Annotated in this window: 23 protein-coding genes; all 23 read right to left on the bottom strand. The window is 60.0% G+C overall.

Annotated features, from left to right (window positions below; all coding sequences use genetic code 11):
* Positions 1 to 703: carbohydrate-binding protein (locus RTU96_RS13335; RefSeq protein WP_397357050.1), on the bottom strand; the 703-nt coding region annotated here is incomplete at its 3' end.
* Complete coding sequence (locus tag RTU96_RS13340) at positions 696 to 1,232, bottom strand: putative phage tail protein (RefSeq protein ID WP_312637181.1); 537 nt, start codon at positions 1,230 to 1,232, stop codon at positions 696 to 698. The genes RTU96_RS13335 and RTU96_RS13340, both read right to left, overlap by 8 nt.
* Positions 1,233 to 1,234: 2 nt before the next feature.
* The gene (locus RTU96_RS13345; protein WP_312637124.1) at positions 1,235 to 2,323 is read right to left on the bottom strand and encodes a baseplate J/gp47 family protein; all 1,089 of its coding nucleotides are present in this window, start codon (positions 2,321 to 2,323) and stop codon (positions 1,235 to 1,237) included.
* Positions 2,316 to 2,735, bottom strand: a complete 420-nt coding sequence (locus RTU96_RS13350) for a DUF2634 domain-containing protein (RefSeq protein ID WP_312637125.1) — start codon at positions 2,733 to 2,735, stop codon at positions 2,316 to 2,318. Before RTU96_RS13350 ends, RTU96_RS13345 begins: the two co-directional genes overlap by 8 nt.
* Positions 2,732 to 3,190 (bottom strand): DUF2577 family protein, encoded by a 459-nt coding sequence (locus RTU96_RS13355; RefSeq protein WP_312637127.1) that lies wholly within the window; start codon positions 3,188 to 3,190, stop codon positions 2,732 to 2,734. Before RTU96_RS13355 ends, RTU96_RS13350 begins: the two co-directional genes overlap by 4 nt.
* Positions 3,190 to 4,176: a hypothetical protein gene (locus RTU96_RS13360; RefSeq protein WP_312637128.1), complete on the bottom strand. Its 987-nt coding sequence runs from the start codon at positions 4,174 to 4,176 to the stop codon at positions 3,190 to 3,192. The genes RTU96_RS13355 and RTU96_RS13360 overlap by 1 nt, the downstream gene beginning before the upstream one ends.
* A gap of 12 nt (positions 4,177 to 4,188) precedes the next feature.
* The gene (locus tag RTU96_RS13365; protein WP_312637130.1) at positions 4,189 to 4,827 is read right to left on the bottom strand and encodes a LysM peptidoglycan-binding domain-containing protein; all 639 of its coding nucleotides are present in this window, start codon (positions 4,825 to 4,827) and stop codon (positions 4,189 to 4,191) included.
* Between the two features lie 9 nt (positions 4,828 to 4,836).
* On the bottom strand, positions 4,837 to 6,912 hold the full coding sequence (locus tag RTU96_RS13370; protein WP_312637131.1) for a tape measure protein: 2,076 nt from the start codon (positions 6,910 to 6,912) through the stop codon (positions 4,837 to 4,839).
* Positions 6,913 to 6,972: 60 nt separating this feature from the next.
* On the bottom strand, positions 6,973 to 7,095 hold the full coding sequence (locus tag RTU96_RS13375) for a hypothetical protein (RefSeq protein ID WP_312637132.1): 123 nt from the start codon (positions 7,093 to 7,095) through the stop codon (positions 6,973 to 6,975).
* Positions 7,096 to 7,133: 38 nt separating this feature from the next.
* Positions 7,134 to 7,535 (bottom strand): phage tail assembly chaperone, encoded by a 402-nt coding sequence (locus RTU96_RS13380; RefSeq protein ID WP_312637133.1) that lies wholly within the window; start codon positions 7,533 to 7,535, stop codon positions 7,134 to 7,136.
* On the bottom strand, positions 7,535 to 7,960 hold the full coding sequence (locus RTU96_RS13385; protein WP_312637135.1) for a phage tail tube protein: 426 nt from the start codon (positions 7,958 to 7,960) through the stop codon (positions 7,535 to 7,537). The genes RTU96_RS13380 and RTU96_RS13385 overlap by 1 nt, the downstream gene beginning before the upstream one ends.
* An 11-nt stretch (positions 7,961 to 7,971) precedes the next feature.
* On the bottom strand, positions 7,972 to 9,054 hold the full coding sequence (locus RTU96_RS13390; protein ID WP_312637137.1) for a phage tail sheath C-terminal domain-containing protein: 1,083 nt from the start codon (positions 9,052 to 9,054) through the stop codon (positions 7,972 to 7,974).
* Entirely contained in the window at positions 9,051 to 9,521 is a 471-nt protein-coding gene (locus RTU96_RS13395) for a DUF6838 family protein (protein ID WP_312637138.1), read from the bottom strand. Before RTU96_RS13395 ends, RTU96_RS13390 begins: the two co-directional genes overlap by 4 nt.
* A 13-nt stretch (positions 9,522 to 9,534) precedes the next feature.
* Positions 9,535 to 10,071: a hypothetical protein gene (locus RTU96_RS13400; RefSeq protein WP_312637139.1), complete on the bottom strand. Its 537-nt coding sequence runs from the start codon at positions 10,069 to 10,071 to the stop codon at positions 9,535 to 9,537.
* On the bottom strand, positions 10,071 to 10,643 hold the full coding sequence (locus tag RTU96_RS13405; RefSeq protein WP_312637140.1) for a hypothetical protein: 573 nt from the start codon (positions 10,641 to 10,643) through the stop codon (positions 10,071 to 10,073). The genes RTU96_RS13400 and RTU96_RS13405 overlap by 1 nt, the downstream gene beginning before the upstream one ends.
* Positions 10,644 to 10,652: 9 nt before the next feature.
* Complete coding sequence (locus tag RTU96_RS13410; protein WP_312637141.1) at positions 10,653 to 10,976, bottom strand: head-tail connector protein; 324 nt, start codon at positions 10,974 to 10,976, stop codon at positions 10,653 to 10,655.
* A gap of 3 nt (positions 10,977 to 10,979) precedes the next feature.
* Positions 10,980 to 11,387 (bottom strand): hypothetical protein, encoded by a 408-nt coding sequence (locus tag RTU96_RS13415; protein WP_312637142.1) that lies wholly within the window; start codon positions 11,385 to 11,387, stop codon positions 10,980 to 10,982.
* 13 nt (positions 11,388 to 11,400) lie between these two features.
* Positions 11,401 to 12,702, bottom strand: a complete 1,302-nt coding sequence (locus tag RTU96_RS13420; protein WP_312637143.1) for a phage major capsid protein — start codon at positions 12,700 to 12,702, stop codon at positions 11,401 to 11,403.
* A 24-nt stretch (positions 12,703 to 12,726) separates the two neighbouring features.
* Positions 12,727 to 13,434, bottom strand: a complete 708-nt coding sequence (locus RTU96_RS13425; protein ID WP_312637144.1) for a Clp protease ClpP — start codon at positions 13,432 to 13,434, stop codon at positions 12,727 to 12,729.
* Positions 13,427 to 14,653, bottom strand: a complete 1,227-nt coding sequence (locus RTU96_RS13430; RefSeq protein ID WP_312637145.1) for a phage portal protein — start codon at positions 14,651 to 14,653, stop codon at positions 13,427 to 13,429. Before RTU96_RS13430 ends, RTU96_RS13425 begins: the two co-directional genes overlap by 8 nt.
* A gap of 6 nt (positions 14,654 to 14,659) precedes the next feature.
* Complete coding sequence (locus tag RTU96_RS13435; protein ID WP_312637147.1) at positions 14,660 to 14,866, bottom strand: hypothetical protein; 207 nt, start codon at positions 14,864 to 14,866, stop codon at positions 14,660 to 14,662.
* Positions 14,863 to 16,713, bottom strand: a complete 1,851-nt coding sequence (locus RTU96_RS13440) for a terminase TerL endonuclease subunit (RefSeq protein ID WP_312637148.1) — start codon at positions 16,711 to 16,713, stop codon at positions 14,863 to 14,865. The genes RTU96_RS13435 and RTU96_RS13440 overlap by 4 nt, the downstream gene beginning before the upstream one ends.
* Before the next feature lie 3 nt (positions 16,714 to 16,716).
* On the bottom strand, positions 16,717 to 17,220 hold the full coding sequence (locus RTU96_RS13445; RefSeq protein ID WP_312637149.1) for a phage terminase small subunit P27 family: 504 nt from the start codon (positions 17,218 to 17,220) through the stop codon (positions 16,717 to 16,719).
* Between the last annotated feature and the right edge of the window lie 6 nt (positions 17,221 to 17,226).

A 17,226-nucleotide genomic window follows, 5' to 3' on the forward strand; every position in this document is an offset into this window, starting at 1 on the left:
CCACCTTAAACTGCACCGGGAATGCCACGGTGGGCGCTTCCGTGCACCAGATTTGCACGCCGCCGTCATAGGTAATGGCCTGCAGCACTTTGCCCCATGCTTCGGCGTAAAGCTTGTTGGCCTCGGGATCGCCCCCCATCAGGATATCCGCAATTGGATTATCCGTTGCCAGCACCCCCGGCACGGACACGTTTTGGTAAAAGAAATTCCCGGATGCCGTCCACGCCACCGGCACAGTGGCCGTCAGGGTGACGGTGTTGGCCTTCCCGTTCCACGCCGCCCGCTCTGCCGCCGTCAGGTGTGCTGTGGTGTTGCCCGCGTGGGCCGCGAGATTTGCCTGCACCGCCGCCGCGCTGCCGGACGGGTCCGCGCCCACCTGAACCGCCGTGTGTGTATGGTTTACTGCAGCCTTCCCCGCCAGCGCCGCATACAGCGCCTTAAATTCCGCGTCAACGCTCGTCTCCGCCCAGTGCGCCGGATTCCACGGCTCTCCCGCCGGGATGGCCGTGGTGCATTTGTACAGCTTGCCGTCCCAGGTGCAGTAGTCTCCCACGGCATAGCCCCTGCCCGGGGCATATTCCCCCGCCGACCGCGCCGCCGCCATCGCCGCGTCCAACTTCGCAAAGTTGTAATTGAGATCGGCCACGTCAGCGTAATCGGTACCCGCAGGCAACCGCAATCCCAGATTTGCGGTACTATCCATCCAGATCACTCTCCTTTATGTCAGCCCAGGTCCGGGCGGCCAGTGCCTCCCATGTGCGGGCCTTAATCGCATCCCAGGTATTGTAGATGATCACATAGTCCCATCCCAGATGCGCGGGCATAACTTCCCGCAGGGCGGCGGTCAGATCGGCCATGTTGGGCGGAATGCCAATGGTGCCCACAAACTTGATCTCCACCCGGTACCGCTCCGGCTGCTCCGTGACGTCCACGGCTCCATTGCTGAAGCTCTCGGCCACGTTCTGAATCATGGCCACGGTGGTCACGCCCACGCCCCGCAGCTTGGATTTCACTCGGCTGCGTCGGAAGGCGGCGGGCTTTACCAGCTCCACCGGGATGCCCAGCGCCTGCTCCCAATATTGAAGCCCCCATGTGGCGCTGTCCACATTGAGCTGATCCATCAGGCCGTCCCGGGCCTGCCATAAGGCCAGCCGCTCCGGCTCTAACGCCTGCTGGATGTCGGCAAACTCCGCGCCCTTTTGCAGATACTCCGGGTATTTTGCCAGCAGCATACTCACGTCACCGTCACCTCGCCCAGCACCGGCACCTCGTCGGCCGCGATCACGACATTACTCTCTCCGCCGCCCACCGTCAGAGCGGTGTAGTCCACCACACCGGGGATGCTCAAAAGCAAAAACGCCACCCGATTGTAAAGCACGGTGTAGGTCTGCTCCTCAAGCGCGTCCAGTTCCGCGTCCAGATTGCGGGAGAAGCTACCGGATACCAAGGACTTGAAATAGGCCCCCACAGCCTGCTCCAGCGCGTCCTGCACCGCCTCCTTGCTGGTGCTGCCGTCAATGCTCACGGCGGCGCTCACCTCCAGCATTCTGGCTGTGGCGGACAGCACCGTCACAGCAGGCCCCACGGGCCGCTCCGTTCCGATGTGGGCGGCCGCCGCAGCGACCACCTCCGGGTCCACCACGCCGCCATCCGGCGACGCCAGCAGCACCTTGACGGTGCCGTCTCCGTCCCACTTGGAAATCACCCGGGCAAAGCCTACGCCGTCCGTCTCCCCGGCCCACATCTGATAGTGATAGGGGTTGCCGGAGGTGGGAGAGCGCCGCATACGGGCATAGTAGCGCTCCACCAGCGCCGTGTCCGTCTCCGCGTCCGTTCCTCCAGTGGCCGGTCCGTTGGCGTAGCCTGTAATCCCGCTGTAATTGCGCAGTGTGGACACGATTTCCCCGGCCCCGATGTTATAAGCCGAACCCACCGCCGCCGTCAGCGTCCCTGTGGCCGTGCCGCCGGAGATGGTAACGGCTCCGTCCAGATAAAAGGTCAACCCCGCCGCCGTGTAAAACGGCGCACCCGCCGGAACCGTGGCCCCGTCCGAACCGGTAAATGTCACCGGGCAGGCGGCAGAGGTTCCCGCCTTACGGTTGATGCCCACCATGGACGCCTGCTTGTCGATGTACGATCCGCTGGTCTCATCCACATAGAACGCAGGTGCCATTGCATCCATGGAGTGATAGCACTGGCAAAGCTCCGCAGCAATGGCGGCAATGATGTCGCCGGTAAAACTGCCCTCGCCGGTGAGCAGCGGCGTTTGCAGCCGCGCAATGATTCGGGCCTTCACCTGTTCCTCGGTCAAATCCTCATACATTAAAATCCACCTCCCCATAAACGGTGCTGACGGAGCATTGCACCGTCAGGCGGTCCCCTGCAAATCCCACAGATATTTCCCCCACGCCGGTGATGTAAGGACTCACCAGCAGCGCCTCCCGGATATACCGGATTGCCTCGCTGCGCTTCACGTCCGCAGTAAACGCCTTGCCGATCAGGTCCTCGGCTTCGCTGCCGTAATCCCATGTGTAAATGTCATGACGATACCGGGGCGTTTTCAGCGCCTTCCAGCACCAGACCCGCACCGCCTCGGCCCCGGAGACAATCACCGGCTCCCCGGCAGAGAAGACCGGCACGCCCGACTGAAAGTCCCATTTGATTTCCCGTGCCAGCGGCAGGGCGCTGGCGGTCTCCTCGGCCTCCGGCTGTACCACCGGAAAAATTGAACTCATCCGCAGCTCACCACCTTATCGATGATATAAAACATCTGATCGTCGGCCGTCAGCAAAAGCACCTCGTCTCCGGGCTTCAGCACCGGCCCGTCCTGTGTGGCCACTGCGTTCAGCGCCACCGTGCCACGGAGGATGGCCATACTGTCATGGCTCCCCATGGGGCAACTGGCGGAGATGTCCAGCGCCCCGGACACGCGGTCGCCGGATACCGTCAGTTTCTCCGCGTGTCCGGCAGCAAGCCGGTCGCAGATGTAAAAGCGGTCCGCCTCCTGCGTGGTCCCCGCCACGTCGATGGTCAGCGGGGAGACGTTCCGCACTGTGCCCCGCCGCATCAGAGCGGGCCCGGTGGGGGCGTCCTCCTGCCCGGCAGTCCGCATCATATCGTATAAGGCGCTGAATGGGTCGCCCTTCATGTCTTCCTCGCTCCCTTCCGTTTGTGTCCAAATTGGACACATTATTTTTTAGGCACGCTGCCCGCCGATTGCTTGTCCATCAGGTTTCGGAAATCCAGCGATACCTTCGTATGGTACACGCCCTCCGAAAAGCTGTGGCTGTCCGCCGTAATCCAAAACTCGCCGTAAGTCCCCGTGACTGGCTCCTCTACCACCACCGCGTTGCCGGTGATTAACTTGGGGCTTCCAATGCATTGGGCCGTGATGGTGGTTTCAATGCCGTTGTCCTCTAAAATTTGCTTGGCCGCCGCCTCCGGCTTTTCGCTGTCGGTGGCTTTAATGGCCTGCTGCATCAATCCGTACAGCGCCACATAGTTGTTGGGGCTGTCAAAATGCGCCGTCAGCTTGTTGTTGTCGTCGTACACGCCCACCCGTGTCACCATGCTCTCAATGCTGTCTTCGCTGCTGCAGGAGATCAGATTGCTCCCCGGCACCAGCCGCAGGCTGTCCGCGCCGATGGCCTTCTCTACCACCTGAAGCTGATTGGATAAAAAGCGAATCTGATACTTCTTCCCGTTCTGCTCCGACGCCAGCGTGTACATCGTCTGGATGATCTGGTACAGGCTCACGCCCAGAAAGTTGCGGCTGAGGGAAATTCCCGTGGCCGCGATGCTGCCGGTTAGGATGCCAAACTCTTTGCAGAGCTGCCGCGTCACGGCCTCCGGCGTCTGCTTACGCACCGCCAGATAGGTGCTGTTGCGCTTTAAGTATCGCCCGTTGTCCAGCGCGGTGCAGTCCACAGTCTGGCCCAGGCTGTCCCGCTTCCGGGATACCACATGCCCGGAAAACAAAATGTCCGCCTCGTGGTACAGCCGCGTCAGCCCGCCCAGCTCGCACAATGCCTCGGGGGTCGCGCTGAAGGAAAGCTGCCGGGCGCAGTCTTTATAGCTCCCGCTCCACGCCTTGCTCTGCACAAACGGCGTGATATGCTCCGTTTTCTTTCCGTCCAGGCTCCAAGTCCTGATTTTTAATAGATCATCGTAGGCCACGCCGCCGCCCCCTTAAAGCTTGGATTTGTCAGGGCAGCGCACCTTCTGCCCGGGATAGATCAGGTTGGCATTTTTGATGCCGTTGTATGTAGCCAGCTTCCAGCACAGCGCCCCGTTCCCGTACTGCTTCCGGGCGATGCCCCAAAGGGTATCCCCTTTGACCACCGTGTGGACCCGCTCCGGCTGCGCGGCCCGGACGATGGAGCGGCTGTTGTTCCCGGTTTCGGCGGTGATGCCCGCCGTCTCCGCCGCCAAATCCCGGTAGCGCCGCAGGGTCAGCGTCACATACACGTCCCCGGTGCCATCCTGCTCGCCGTAGCGCACCGGCCCCAGCAGAACCGGGAAGTTCACCGGCGTGTCGGTGACGATCAGCCGCAGCACCTCCCCCGCTTCCGACCAGTCCGCCAGCGTTTTCACCACGGCGTAAGGCTCCCCGGCGTAGCCGCCCTGGGTATAGTTCCGCGCCTCCGACGGAAGCAGAAATTCAAGCTGCTCATCAAATAGGGCGGAAAGCCCCGGAAACGCCGCCTCGCCGGTCTGGGCCATGTCCAGCACCGTAACCTTCCGCCCGGTCTCCACGGCGAACCGATCCGGCGTCACCGGCATGATCAACTGCGTGTCGCTCCTGACGCTCCGAAAAACAAATTGCATACGCCCTCCTTACTCCGCCCGCATCCCGGCCAGTTGAATCTGCTGCAGCAGCTCCGACGCAATGGCCGGGATGTCACTTTCCTTCCGGACGTTGAACACGTTGCCGGTAATCAGAGGCTGTACAGCGTCTCCACTTCCCGCGCGGCTCTCCGCCGCCGTGCGCACACTCTCATCCTGATGCAGCAGATACAGTCCCGTCTCCGGTACCCGCCGCAGCCCGAAGGCGTGGGAACTTTTATAACGGTTCCCTGTTGTCTCGTCATAGTAATTGCCCTTCCCGTCAGACCACGTATTTGTAATCAGATCATAGGAATATCCGGCCGCCTTTGGATTGAAGTTGCTTCCGCGAATCGCATCCGCCAGCCCCTTGGTGTACCAGTTCCCCTTTTCGTAGCCTGCGTCCCAATAGTCCTGATTGGTCCCCGTGTCGTCGCGGATGCTCTTGGCAAGTGCCCGTTCCGATTCCAGTGCCAACTGTGCGCCCTCGCTGGCGTTATATTCATTTTGTCCCTGCACTTTGGCCCGGGCGATCATCTCGCCCATTTTCACGGCGTCGCCGGTGGCCTCAGCTTCCCGATAGGCTTCACTGTCCATAGCACTGTCCACTGCGTCCCGAATGGCCTTTTCCTTGGCATTTTCAAGGCTTGCCTGCCATGCGCCAATGGCCCGGTTCGCCTCCATTTGCCGCTCCCCGCTGCTGCCGGATAAATAGTCCGTCTGCTCCGAGATTCCCTTGCCCCGCTCGGCGTTATACCCCTCGCCATAGGCATTTTGTATTTCCGCCTGCGCGTCCTCCAACGTAGAGGTGAGGCCGCCAAAGGTCTGAGACTGTTTTTCCATCGCCCCGGCATACATCTTATCCATGGCCTGCTGAATGATGTTGACGGCGTTGATGCCGCCAATTTTCCCAGCAGAGATCATTTCATAAATTTTTGCCTTGCTTTTGCCCAGCCCATCCGCCAGCATTCCGACAGCGTCCACGCCACGCTCCTGGATCAGGTTGATGTACTCCAGCGATGCCTTGCCGCTGGACTGCATCCGTGCCATGGCCGTGGCCATGGTGTTCATGCCGCCTGCATCCGCACCCACGGCGCTGCCCGCGTTGCCGATGGACGTCATCAACCCCAGCATCCGGCTGGGGTCATCCTTGAAGCCCGTAGCCAGTGACCGGCTCATAGCCGTCAGGTCACCATACTCCATGGGCGTGTCGGCCGCCAGCGTGCGCAGGTCTTTGAGGTACGTATCTCCCACGCCCTCGCCCAGCATAGTGTTAAACGCAATGGCGTCCTGCTCCCGCTGGGAGGCCACGGCGGAGCCGGACTGGATATCTGCGTCCCGCTGGCTTAGCTGTCCTTCCGTGTTTTCCTGCACATAGCTTTTAAAGGCGTCGTCATAGCCCCCAAACGCCTGTGTTCCGCTGGTCACCAACCCCGCTGCGCCGCCAATTGCCGCGCCGATGGCGGTGCCAAGCCCAGGGATCACGGACCCCAGCGCCGCGCCGGAAGCCGCGCCGGACAGGACGCCCGAAACCAGCGAGCCGCCCACGTCGCCCAAAGCCGATCCAACCATACTGTTGGCCGCCTGCGCAATGGCATCGCCGCCCAGTTTCAAAAGGCCGGCACTGGCAAGCGCACCAAGCAGGCCAGCTCCCCCAGAGTTGCCTCCGGATGAGATTGCTCCACCACCGCCAGATGAAACCATTCCCGCGTCCATCTTGCGCATGGTTTCGTAGCTGTCGGTCATTTCCTTCATCGCCGTCTTGGACATTTTCTGCCAGGAGCTTGCAGAGGCCGTCAGCTCGTTATACTCGGTCTTCAGTTTTTCAAAGGTTACCTTGTCCGCTGCGTCCTCGCTTTTCTTAAAAGCTTTCGCAGCCTCATCCATGGCCTTTTTGACCTCCGCCGCCTTCGATGCCGCCTTTGCCGCGTTTTCATTGAGAGTCTGATACCGTTTGCCCAGCGCCAGCGTCCGTTGCCCCAGCTCCTCCAGTTCCTTGGAGCAGCCCTGCGACATACTGGCGATGGACTTCATTTTGCCGGTAACATCCTCGTTCATTTTCATGATGATGGAAATAGACTCCGCCATGCGCCTCACCTCGTTTCTGTTGGCTTTGCCGCCGCCCTCCCCGCCGGGAGGGCGGCTTTTTTATCGCCTGTTGCGCAGCTCGCACTCAAAGGCGGAAAACTCCCGGATGATCTCCTGCCACCCGTCCCGCGCCTCCCACAGGGCCTTCAGCTCGCTAAGCGGCCAGTGGTGGGCGCGGAACAAGTAAAACAGTAATGACAGCTCCGGGTCGTCCCCCGCCTCTAGCCGTTTTTTACCTCACCGAGGGTCCTGCGCAAATACCCCGAAAGCTGCTGAATCTCCATGTACAGCTCGTCAATCTCCCCGGAGATCAGCCGCGCCTTAATGGCGTCAATCGGCGTTGCAATGCCTTTAGTCTTGTCCAACAGCGCCGCATCCCCCCACTTGGGGCTGACGCAGCCATGCAGCACGCCGAACGCAGCCTGATCGCTCCGGGGCTTTTCCTGCACCTGCCGAACCTGATCATAGCTCAGGCCCCGCAGCGTGAAGACAACCGGCTCCCCCGCCAGCTCACTGAGCCGGGGCACCTCCACCTGCTTTTCCGGCAGCACCTTCCGTACGTCCGGCAGCTCCGGCTTCAGCAGCAGCTCCAGCACGCTGACGCTCTTCAAATCCTCACTCATCACTGCACCTCAATCTTGTCCAGATATTCCACCCGCGTGGCGGTAAAGGGAATGGTGATGCTGCCCTCCTTGGCGGCGGCCCAGTCCATCACCGTCACCTCGTCATAGCTCACGCCATACACGGCAATCCGCTCCGCGCCGAAGGCGTCCGGGTCGGCCAGCGCACCCACCAGCGTCTTGCGCACATCGCGGCCCGCCTGCACCTGCTCCACGTCGTCGCTGCCCCGGGAATAAATCTTGTGGAGCGTCATGCTGCCGGTGATTTTCACCCCGGTAATTTTGCTGTCCTCCGCCATCTGGCGGCAGAAGTTGAGGGTGCTTTTGTTTTTGTTAATCTTCACTTGAAACGCGTTGACCTCCGCCACCTCGCTGCCATCGGCCCAGACACTGCCAAACGTGCCGTTAATTACTCTGTATCCGTCCATACAATCCTCCTTTACAGCGTGATACCCACGCTGACGTCTTCAATGGCGTCCACCGGATGAATGGACACCGCCAGAAATACATGAGTGCCGGTGCCCGCCTCTTTGATCTCCTGTTCGCTCATGTCCACCGTGGAGGTGCCCTGCTCCTCCAGCCACGCCTGCTGCTCGTCCACGTTGATGCCGCAGGTGAAGTCCTCCAGAATCAGGCCGTCCCGGGCGAGGGAGCGGAGATAGTTCGTGATGGCCGTCACCAGCAGCAGTTTGTTTTCATAAGTGTTTGCATACTTGCCGATGTACCCGTCCTCAATGGCGGCCCGCAGATCGTGCTGCACCATGTCCAGCAGCTCCACAATCTTGATTTTCTTCCACTCGTCGCTCTTTCCGGTGACGGTGGTCAGGCTGTTGACGGCCCGGCCGGTCTTCACCTTTTCCCCATCCCAGAACAGGACGAGCTGCCCCGTGCCCACAGCGGCATTCAGCGCCGCCTCCGTCAAACGTTCCACGTCCCGGACCTCCGGGAGGGGCGCGTAGGTGGCGGAAATGCTCATGGGCGTGCCAGCCAGAAGTCCCGCGATCCGGCCGCAGTAGTCGGCGGCCGTGAGTTTCTCAGTCCCGCCAACGTCGATGCCGGTGGCGGTAAAGTTGATAATGGACTCGCTGTCCGCCGCAAGAGCGGGCAGCACTGCCTTGAAAATCGCGTGGCTGTCGCTCCGCCGAATGATAATCCACGCTTTGATCACGGCCGCCTCCGCAGCCGTCAGGTCGGCAGGCCCGGCCAGATAATCAAACTGTTGGGTGGACAGCCAGCCCAGCGCCTCGCACCCGGCGGTAATGAGGTCCTCCTCATCCATCACATACACCAGAATCTTTTTCGGAGGCTTCACGTACCCCAGAAACGCCCGCCGCACCGCCGCCTGATTGGCCGCGCCCATCGCGACAGGAAGCTGGGACGGGGCCGTAAGGGTGTAGCTATTGCCCTTCAGTGCCGCGTCCCGCAGAATCAGCGCCACCGTCCCTTTCTGGGACCGGGCCAGTGCCGTGGATGCCGCCTGCTGAAATACAATGTCAATGCTGGGCATCTTCAAATTGCTCATGTGCCTGTATCCTCCTTTGTTTTTGTGATCAGCGTGAGCTGCTCCATCATCGGCAGCACCGCCGCCGGGTCGAGTTCCTCCCGGCTGTATGAGAGGGAGAGCGTCACCGTCGTTTCAGTAAAGTCAAAATTGTGGGCCGTGGCGCAGCTCCGCACCTTCAGCGCCCTGGTCCCGGCCTTCAGATACCCTTTGGCAAACATGCTCACCAGAAGCATGGTCCGCAGGTCCAGCGCCGCCAAATGGCTGTTGTGCCGCTCGTCCACCTCCACGAAATCAGTAATGCGGTAGGTATAGCGAAGCTCCACGCCGCCGGGGGATACCTCGCCCAGGGTGATTCCGTTTAGCTCCACCATGTTGCTGGGCCGTGTGAATCCCCGGGGAGCCACGTTTGCATAAACTTCCTCGCCGGGGAACAGTTCCCTTACCGCCCCGCTTACGGCGGCCGTGATATGATCAGGCGTCAGCATTTTATGATCCTTTCTAACTCAGGCGGGAACCGCCCTGTTCAATGGCGGACTTCAGCCGCTGAAGCGCCTTTTCAGCCGCATCCCGGCCCAAATCGCCCGCGCGCAGCTTTGCCCAACTGTAAAACAGGCGGCCCCGAACAATAAATCCCGCATTTCCAGAAGCGATGACCTTACCCGCAGAAAGGCGTTCCCGATATCGCTCGCTGCGGCCCGAGGGGGTGCGAGCTTTATGCCCTTTTTCCAGATAGCGGGTAACATCCCGGCTGGTTGTTTTTTCCCCGCCTTTGGTCAATTGGACGACTTCATCTTTTTCCGAGGTAATTACCACATACCCGCCGCCGCTGCTCTGTTTCAGCTCCTGCCAGCGGTTTACCCTGCCACGGGGGTCAGAAACACGCCGGTTGATTTGCGAAAGGACCTCCGTCAAAGATGCCTTACCGGCTTCAAAAAGCGCTGTGCGCTTGGCGTCCGGCCACTCCTCGGTCAGTTTATCCCAGCGCCGCCAAAACGCATTCCACTCCCGCAGATCCGCCCTGGCCAAACCACCCATCAGCAATCCTCCTTCCGGAGGATTTCATATTCATTTTTCCATTGATCCAGCGTGTGGCACGCCTGCACGCTGTAAGCCTTGCCGCCCGCCTCCACCAGAGAGCCGGGGTCCAGTTCGATTGCTTTCGGCGTCACCAGCACATAGGCCACGGTGGTCACCGTGTGGGGCCGCTCCGGCTCGGACTTAAAATACTTCTCCGTCAGCACCCCGGGGAAGCTGCACCCCACTGGATCAAGGTCCGCGTCCTTCCGGCACTCCACCGGCTCGCACAGCGCCGCCTTGATCTCCACGATTCCCGCCTGCTCCGTATCCGCAACGGAAGTCAGGAAGCAGAACCGCCCGCGCCACAGAAAGGACAGGCCCAAATTGATGCGGCTGGCCTTGCGCATGGTAAATACCACGCTCCGCGCCCCGATGCCCACGGCCGAAAAATAGCTCGTCCGGTCGCTCTGCTCCGCCTTGACCCAAGCGCCCCATGCCGTCGTCCACGCCCATGCATTTTTTGCCTCGTTAAAGGTCAGTTCCCGGGCCTGTACCCGCTCGTTCAGGTCCCCCGCGCTGATAAACGCCATGCCGTCCTCCTATTCCCCGCCGCCGGTGCCCGAATTGGGCACCGGCTCGGTGAGCTTCAGTTGATTCTTGATTCGCACGAACTCAGGATTCTCCACCACGGTTCCTGTGATGGTCGCGCTTCGGCGCTCGTACTTATCCAGCACCAAATAGTTGATGCACTGGTCATACAGCGCCCGGCGGTCAGTGCCATCTGGGGGGATGCTGACTCCGGCTCCCGCCATGTACCCCACCGACGCGGAGTAATATCCCGGGAGCAGCAAAGTGTCCTCCGGCGCGTCAATCCGGCAGTACGCCAGCAGCTCGTCCTTCCGCTCCGGCTTCAGCTCCGCCATGGCTCAGACCGTCAGCGCCCAGTCGTTGCCGACAGGGAGATACTGTCCCTCGCCCAGCGCCAAAGCACTGCAGATCACCTCGGCGGCAGCGTTATGCTGGAATTTCACTGCATAATGACTGTAAGCAGCCTGAGGGCGCACATCCACCACCGCCACAGCGGACGGCATGGCACCAGAGGCTGTAAACACCTGCTCGCCCAGTTTTTCCGCGCCGGTTCCACTGGCATTCGTAGCTCCATAGACGGCAACCGTCAGTTTCTTGCCGCTGGCCAGCGCTCCGGTGGAAATGGTAAACGCCAGTTGGCGCTTCTTTGCGGCGGAGATGTAAATTGCGGTGGAGTCCGTAGCTGCCGCCAGGGAAACGGGAACGCAGGCTACTTCCGCCTTCATACCTTCCATAATTCTGTTCATCGGTTAAACCTCCTTACGCACGCGCAGCCAGCGTCACAAACGGGCTGCGGGTCTTGTTGCTGTTTTTGATGGTGAGCGGGGCATCCACTTTGGGAGCACCGTTGCAGCGGAACACCATGCGGAAGCACTGCTGATCGGTCAGGAACTCCACATGGATGGACCAATCCTGCTTGGCCGTGCCCTTCATCAGCAGGATGTACTGATAGGGGTCCACCAACAGGATGTCACCCGCAGAGCCAAGCGCTTTGCAGTTGTCGTCAAACAGTACCGGCTTGTTCAGCACTCGCTGGGTATCGAAAGCACCCAGGCCACCCTCGGGATTCCAGAGGAACTTAGATGCGTCACCGCTCTGAATGGCGAGGTACGGCAGGAGCTCTTCCACGTCAGGATGCATCAACCAGCACAGGCGCTCCCGGTTCCGGGGCATCGCACGGGCCTGCATCCGGATAGCGTTGGCTCCGGTAAACGTCGCGGCAGCCTGTCCGGAATCTTTTGCCACGGTGACCAGAGCCCCGGAATTGAGGATGCCCAGAGGCTTTCCGACACCGTCTCCGGAGATCACAGCCTCCGTCAGCAGGCGATCAGACGCAAGGGAGAAGCCGTTGGCTGCAAGGCCGGTCAAAAATGCGGTGTCCTGCAGCATCTCGTCGGTGGCATACATGAAGCCCATCATCTTCTCCAAGTCCAGCCGCATCTCCTTGAATGCAGGCTTGCTTGCTGCCACGGTGGCGCCCTCAGCCGCCCAGTACATCTGGATTCCGCCAAACACAGCAGTGGAAACGTCGGTTTCGTTGGACCGAAGCCACTTTGCGGAGTTAGATGCATTGGAGCAGGTATACCGATCCAGCCGCTGCAGGAGCGGGCTGTTCTGAACCGCGCTCTCGATGATTGCCCCGGCGAAATCCGGCTGAATGGCAAACGCTCCGTCAGCTCCGGCCCCAGTTCCTACGCCCTGCACCGCGTTGTTGATCTGGGACAGCCGCTTATCCACCTCGCCGCTTTTTGCGCGGGCCACAATGGACTGAAGCTGCTCGCCCAAGGAATCAAACAGGTGCAGGGCCTTTTTGTCGTCCTTCGTCTCCGGCTTTTTCCCATTGTTCAAAATGCCGTCATCGCCCAGATTATCAGGAACGGCATTCTTCTGGCTTGCCTGCATCGCCTTGATCACCGTGTCGATGTTGCTGTTGAGGCCCTCCATCTGCGTGGAGAGCTGGTCGGCCTCATCAAATTTGCCATCCATCACGAGTTTTTCGGCTTTGGCGGAAAGCTCCGACTTCTGCGCCCGCAGCTCATTGATTTTTTCCATGTAGTCCATGCTCTGTACCTTCCTTTTCAAAATTTAATAATTTGCAAGCGACCTGATGCGAGCCAGGGCGCGTCTTGCCTTTAGCTGGGTCTGCGCGGATTCCTCCGTTTTGTGGTCGGCGTAGCGCTTTCGCATGGCGGCCGTTACGCGGATGGTATTGCCGCAGGCCGCAACCAGCGTTCCGATTGTGCCCGATTCGGACACACCGTCCATCTGCACCACCTCGTCGATCAGGCCGTATTCCAACGCCTGCGTGGGAGAGATAAAAATACTCTTATCCATGAGCGCCACAAGCTCCTCGCGGGTCATATTGAAACCGGCCCGGGCCATGTAGGTTTCAATCACCGCGTCACGGGCATTTTTCAATTCCTCCGAATACCGCTGCATTTCCCGAAAGTCGCCCTCATCGCCGCCGGACGGATTGTGATAGCAGAGCAATGCGCCCGGCTCCGAGCGAATGGTATCGCACCCGGATGCCGCGATGGTTGCAGCCGATGCGCCGTACCCCTGATAGAGCGCCTCGGTGTGCCCGCTGTAACGCCGCAGCATGGACCGGATTTCGCCCCCCACTGTCATGTTTCCGCCCGGAGAGTTGATCAGAACCGTTACAGTCTTTCCCCCTGCTGCCTCCAGCGCCGCCTTGACATCCATGGGTGCGGTAAGGTCTCGCCAACCACACCACCGGGCAATGTCAGCGGTATCGTTGTCCAGCAGCGTGCCCCGAATTTCAATTTCAGGCATTGCCTCCATCTCCTTTCAAAATTGACTCCAGCGAGCCGAGATTTTTGGTTGCTAAAAACTTCTGGCCCAGCCCGCCTGGGATGGGGTTTCGTTCATCCAGTGCGCGGCATTCATCCAGATTGTAAATGCCGGTGTACACCATCTTCTGGAAGAAGCTGGCTCGCGCATCGTCATTCCCGCGCAGCAGCACAGAGGGATTGCCCTTGAAGTACCAGTTCTTTTTCCGCTGAGATATGGAAAGCGCCTTGTAGGTATTCTCCTGCTCCCACTGGACGATATAGGGCATCAGGGTGTCCGTCACGTAAGCAATGCGCTGGGCACTGTTGGAATCGAAAGATTCATTGCCGCTTTGCAGCATCCACTTGGGGATGCCGGTAAACCGGGATATCTCCTCCACGCCAAACCCGCGGCTCTCAATGTACTGGCTGTCCCTTTGGTTCAGGCCCATGGGCGTGTATTTATAGCCTCTGGTCAGTACCGCCACCTTAAACGCATCCTCGCCAAACGGGTTGTAGGAGCTGAATTGATCCCGGACTTTGTCCCGCCCTGCATCGTTAAGGTCGGCATCGACTTCCACAATGGCGGACGGGTTTGCTCCGTTCTGGTAAAATTTCCGTCCATACTGCTGGGCAGCCCCTTCTGCTCCGATGGTCTCCCTCGCCAAATGGAGGAAGCCCCGGCCCCGAATCCCGTCATAGCTCTCAAAAAACAGCATGGACAGCTCATGTCCCGAAAAAGAATGAAACACGCCATCGACCGTGAAGTCATACCAGTAGGTTCCCGTTTCCTGATCCCGCCGGATGTGGCAGCATTCTGTGGGAAGTGGAATACGTTCCGCAATCTTTCCGTCCAGGCCGGGCCGATTCCAGCAATAGCCCACGCCATGCCAAAAGGCATTGGACATAATGGTCTTGCCGCAAACAAACGGACTCATATTTTCATTGGGGCGGATTTTAAATACTTTGTCCAGCGCATCCTCCGCCACCGGCTCGCGGGCATCACCGTTTTTCTGGTAGACATTAAACGGGATCACTCCAAAGTGGCAGGTCAAAATTCTGTGGGCAGCCGCCACCGGCGAAAGCTGCTCCGCCCCCAGGCGGCTGGTGTCATACTCTCCGCCGGAATAAAAGATTCTGCGAAACTGTTCGTTGACCTGGTCCCACGACAATGTGTTATAGCTGACCGCTCTGGGCGGCCCCATGGATTTACTGAGCAGCATGTTACATCATCCTCTCCGTCTGGCCCTGGCTATAATCCATGCAGCGGCACTGAGCCAGCATCCTGCCGCCGCAAATGCCGCAGCCGCTCCCGCAGCCAAGGCCGCCGCCGTCACCAGCGCCGCCCCGCCAAGCAGCATCAGAAGATCATCCAAATACAGGCCGACCGCTTTCAGCCGCTGCTTCCGGCGGGCCAGTTTTTCCTCGTTTGTCATAGTCCCCAGTCCTCCCCAAGATTTTCTGTGTCATAAGGCTTTGCGTTGGCCATGTCGATCATGGCAGTGATCTTTGAGTTAATCCACGCCACCGTCACATCGATACGTCCGGTGGACAGGTTCTTCATGGGCTTAATATTTTCGTTGCCGTCGGTGCGGCAGCGGACATTGCCAAAATTCCAGCGGGCACAGGTATTGTGCTCATGGAGCATCTTGTGGTCCCGGATCTCTTTTTCCATCTCGTGCATAGCCGGGGACATATTTTTCATGTCCTGAGGCGTCTCAATGCAGTTGATGCCTGCGCGGCCCCTCTCCGACTGGCCCTTCTGGAGTCGGGGAATCAGCGTCCACGAAAGGTGCGGATCAGCGCCCAGCATGATGAGTTCAAACACCTCCGCCGCTTCAAAGATGGACTCCTCCACCATGTCATAGTCGATGGTGTCGCCGGGGCACAACGTCAAAAAGCCCGCTCTCGCCCAATCCCGATAGGGCACATGGTCTCGCTTCTCCGCGTCCTCCGTTCCAATTTCCGGCCTCCAGATGCCCCAGTACAGCGTTACCCAGGTGTCCAGCCCCTTCTGGGGCGGGAACAGCAACACAAAGGCAGTCAGGTCCGTCCGCTTGGAGAGATCCAGTCCCCCATAGCAGCGTTTTCCCCGCAGCAGTTCCCGCGCCGCCCTCCGCCGTTCAGGCCCCGGCAGCGCATTATCCGTCTCCGCGTCTTTTGGCGGCCACTGCGTTTTGTCATAAATGGTCAAAGGCACCCAGCCCACCGTTTTCACAGAGATCCACTGGTTCAACCGCAGCCAGCGGAACAGTTTTTCTCCGGCCTCGCTCTTTTTGGCCTCCTGGGCCTCCAGCCGCAGCGTGCGGATCTTCAGGTGCTGTCCCAGCGACGGATTGCACTGATACCACAGTGCCTCATCCCAAATATCCAGCTTGGCGAGGTCGTCCGGATCGTCTCCATAAACCGCCGTCAGGCCGTACAGGATAGGGAGCCAGTTGGAGAGGTCCCGCCCCAGCAGCTCCTGCTCCGCAGCGGCAAGGTCCTCGTCCGCCGCGTGGCGCAGGCTCAATATCCCGCGCGGATCTCCGCCTTCCGCCAGCACCTTTTTTAGCTGCCGGGCATCCCGGACGCCCACGGCCTTCTCGTGGATTTCCCAACCAATGGAACCCCGGTCCGGATCGTCTCCGGCGGTGGTCAGAACAATGTAAACCGGCTGCTTCCGGCCGGAGCCGGAGCCGAAGGTCATAACGTCCCAGAGGTCCCGGTTGGGCTGCGCGTGCAGCTCGTCGAAAATAACGCAGCTTGGCTTATAGCCGTGCTTGCTGTACGCCTCGCTTGAGAGGACCTTCATAATCCCGAGCACAACCCATTTGCTGCCGCCGTTGGCCGTGATCACCTTGCGACGGTACTCAATCAGTTTGCGGCTTTCAACAATGTGCAGCTCGCCCCGGGCAATCATCTTGGCCGTCCAGCGCGCGGTAGTCAACATAAAGACCGCAGCGTTAAATACGATACCGGCGTTTTCCTTATCCGCCGCGCAGACATACACCTCGGCGTTCAGTTCCCCGTCCGCAAACAGGTGATAGATCCCCAGAGCCGCCGCCAGTTCGCTCTTTCCGTTTTTCTTGGGGACTTCAAGATAAAGATACCAATAATGCCGCATTTGCTCCCGGGTATCCTCGTCCACATCCATGGTGGAGTAAAAATCCATGATCGCGGACACCTGCCAGGCATAGAGCTTAAATGCCTTTCCCGTGTCTGTGGTGGGCAGGCGCTGGATAAAATCACAAACGAACCCACCGGTAGCCGCGTCATACAGGGTGCTGTTTACTGCCGGCATGAATTACTTCACCCCACTCAGCGCGGCCTCCTGCCGCGCCCGCAGGCGCTGTGAAAATTCATCTGGTTCATTGTCGCACGGAGCCGCCGTCGAAGGGATCACCAACCGGCACCGGGATGTAACCGTCAGGCCCATGTCGTTGGCGCAGTTCCGGGCCTGCTTGAAATACCGATCCTGGATGGAGCCCCAGTCTCCGGCGGCCTCGCTGTCCTTCCGGGTCAGCGCGATGTCCGCCTCCGCCGTAGCCTTTAGCCACTGGGCATGGGCGATCAGGTACCGGCCCAGCACATCAGCGTCCAGCTCCGTATACAGCCCCAAACCAATCAGCCGTTTCCCCAGCGCCCGAAAGTCCTTTTTTAGAGGCTCTGGAAGCCACTTGGGCGGCTTTGCGGTCTTTGCCGGTGGCAGCCGCAATTCCATGTCCCGGCGTTCAGCCTCTTCATTTTTGCTCAGGTGCTTCAGTCCCCGCCCCTTCACAACATCTGTGGGCAGCCTCTTCCCCGCCATTGCGTT

The organism is Oscillibacter sp. (assembly GCF_032018205.1).
In the GTDB taxonomy this organism is placed as follows: Bacteria; Bacillota; Clostridia; order Oscillospirales; family Oscillospiraceae; genus Oscillibacter.

Coding starts and splice junctions, on each gene's coding strand:
- RTU96_RS13400 (WP_312637139.1), bottom strand. CDS start 10,071: ATGGGTGGTTTGGCCAGGGCGGATCTGCGGGAGTGGAATGCGTTTTGG.
- RTU96_RS13420 (WP_312637143.1), bottom strand. CDS start 12,702: ATGGACTACATGGAAAAAATCAATGAGCTGCGGGCGCAGAAGTCGGAG.
- RTU96_RS13430 (WP_312637145.1), bottom strand. CDS start 14,653: ATGCTGCTCAGTAAATCCATGGGGCCGCCCAGAGCGGTCAGCTATAAC.
- RTU96_RS13355 (WP_312637127.1), bottom strand. CDS start 3,190: ATGTGTCCAATTTGGACACAAACGGAAGGGAGCGAGGAAGACATGAAG.
- RTU96_RS13435 (WP_312637147.1), bottom strand. CDS start 14,866: ATGACAAACGAGGAAAAACTGGCCCGCCGGAAGCAGCGGCTGAAAGCG.
- RTU96_RS13395 (WP_312637138.1), bottom strand. CDS start 9,521: ATGCTGACGCCTGATCATATCACGGCCGCCGTAAGCGGGGCGGTAAGG.
- RTU96_RS13350 (WP_312637125.1), bottom strand. CDS start 2,735: ATGAGTTCAATTTTTCCGGTGGTACAGCCGGAGGCCGAGGAGACCGCC.
- RTU96_RS13445 (WP_312637149.1), bottom strand. CDS start 17,220: ATGGCGGGGAAGAGGCTGCCCACAGATGTTGTGAAGGGGCGGGGACTG.
- RTU96_RS13390 (WP_312637137.1), bottom strand. CDS start 9,054: ATGAGCAATTTGAAGATGCCCAGCATTGACATTGTATTTCAGCAGGCG.
- RTU96_RS13345 (WP_312637124.1), bottom strand. CDS start 2,323: ATGTATGAGGATTTGACCGAGGAACAGGTGAAGGCCCGAATCATTGCG.
- RTU96_RS13380 (WP_312637133.1), bottom strand. CDS start 7,535: ATGAGTGAGGATTTGAAGAGCGTCAGCGTGCTGGAGCTGCTGCTGAAG.
- RTU96_RS13410 (WP_312637141.1), bottom strand. CDS start 10,976: ATGGCGGAGCTGAAGCCGGAGCGGAAGGACGAGCTGCTGGCGTACTGC.
- RTU96_RS13425 (WP_312637144.1), bottom strand. CDS start 13,434: ATGCCTGAAATTGAAATTCGGGGCACGCTGCTGGACAACGATACCGCT.
- RTU96_RS13340 (WP_312637181.1), bottom strand. CDS start 1,232: ATGCTGCTGGCAAAATACCCGGAGTATCTGCAAAAGGGCGCGGAGTTT.
- RTU96_RS13405 (WP_312637140.1), bottom strand. CDS start 10,643: ATGGCGTTTATCAGCGCGGGGGACCTGAACGAGCGGGTACAGGCCCGG.
- RTU96_RS13385 (WP_312637135.1), bottom strand. CDS start 7,960: ATGGACGGATACAGAGTAATTAACGGCACGTTTGGCAGTGTCTGGGCC.
- RTU96_RS13365 (WP_312637130.1), bottom strand. CDS start 4,827: ATGCAATTTGTTTTTCGGAGCGTCAGGAGCGACACGCAGTTGATCATG.
- RTU96_RS13415 (WP_312637142.1), bottom strand. CDS start 11,387: ATGAACAGAATTATGGAAGGTATGAAGGCGGAAGTAGCCTGCGTTCCC.
- RTU96_RS13370 (WP_312637131.1), bottom strand. CDS start 6,912: ATGGCGGAGTCTATTTCCATCATCATGAAAATGAACGAGGATGTTACC.
- RTU96_RS13440 (WP_312637148.1), bottom strand. CDS start 16,713: ATGCCGGCAGTAAACAGCACCCTGTATGACGCGGCTACCGGTGGGTTC.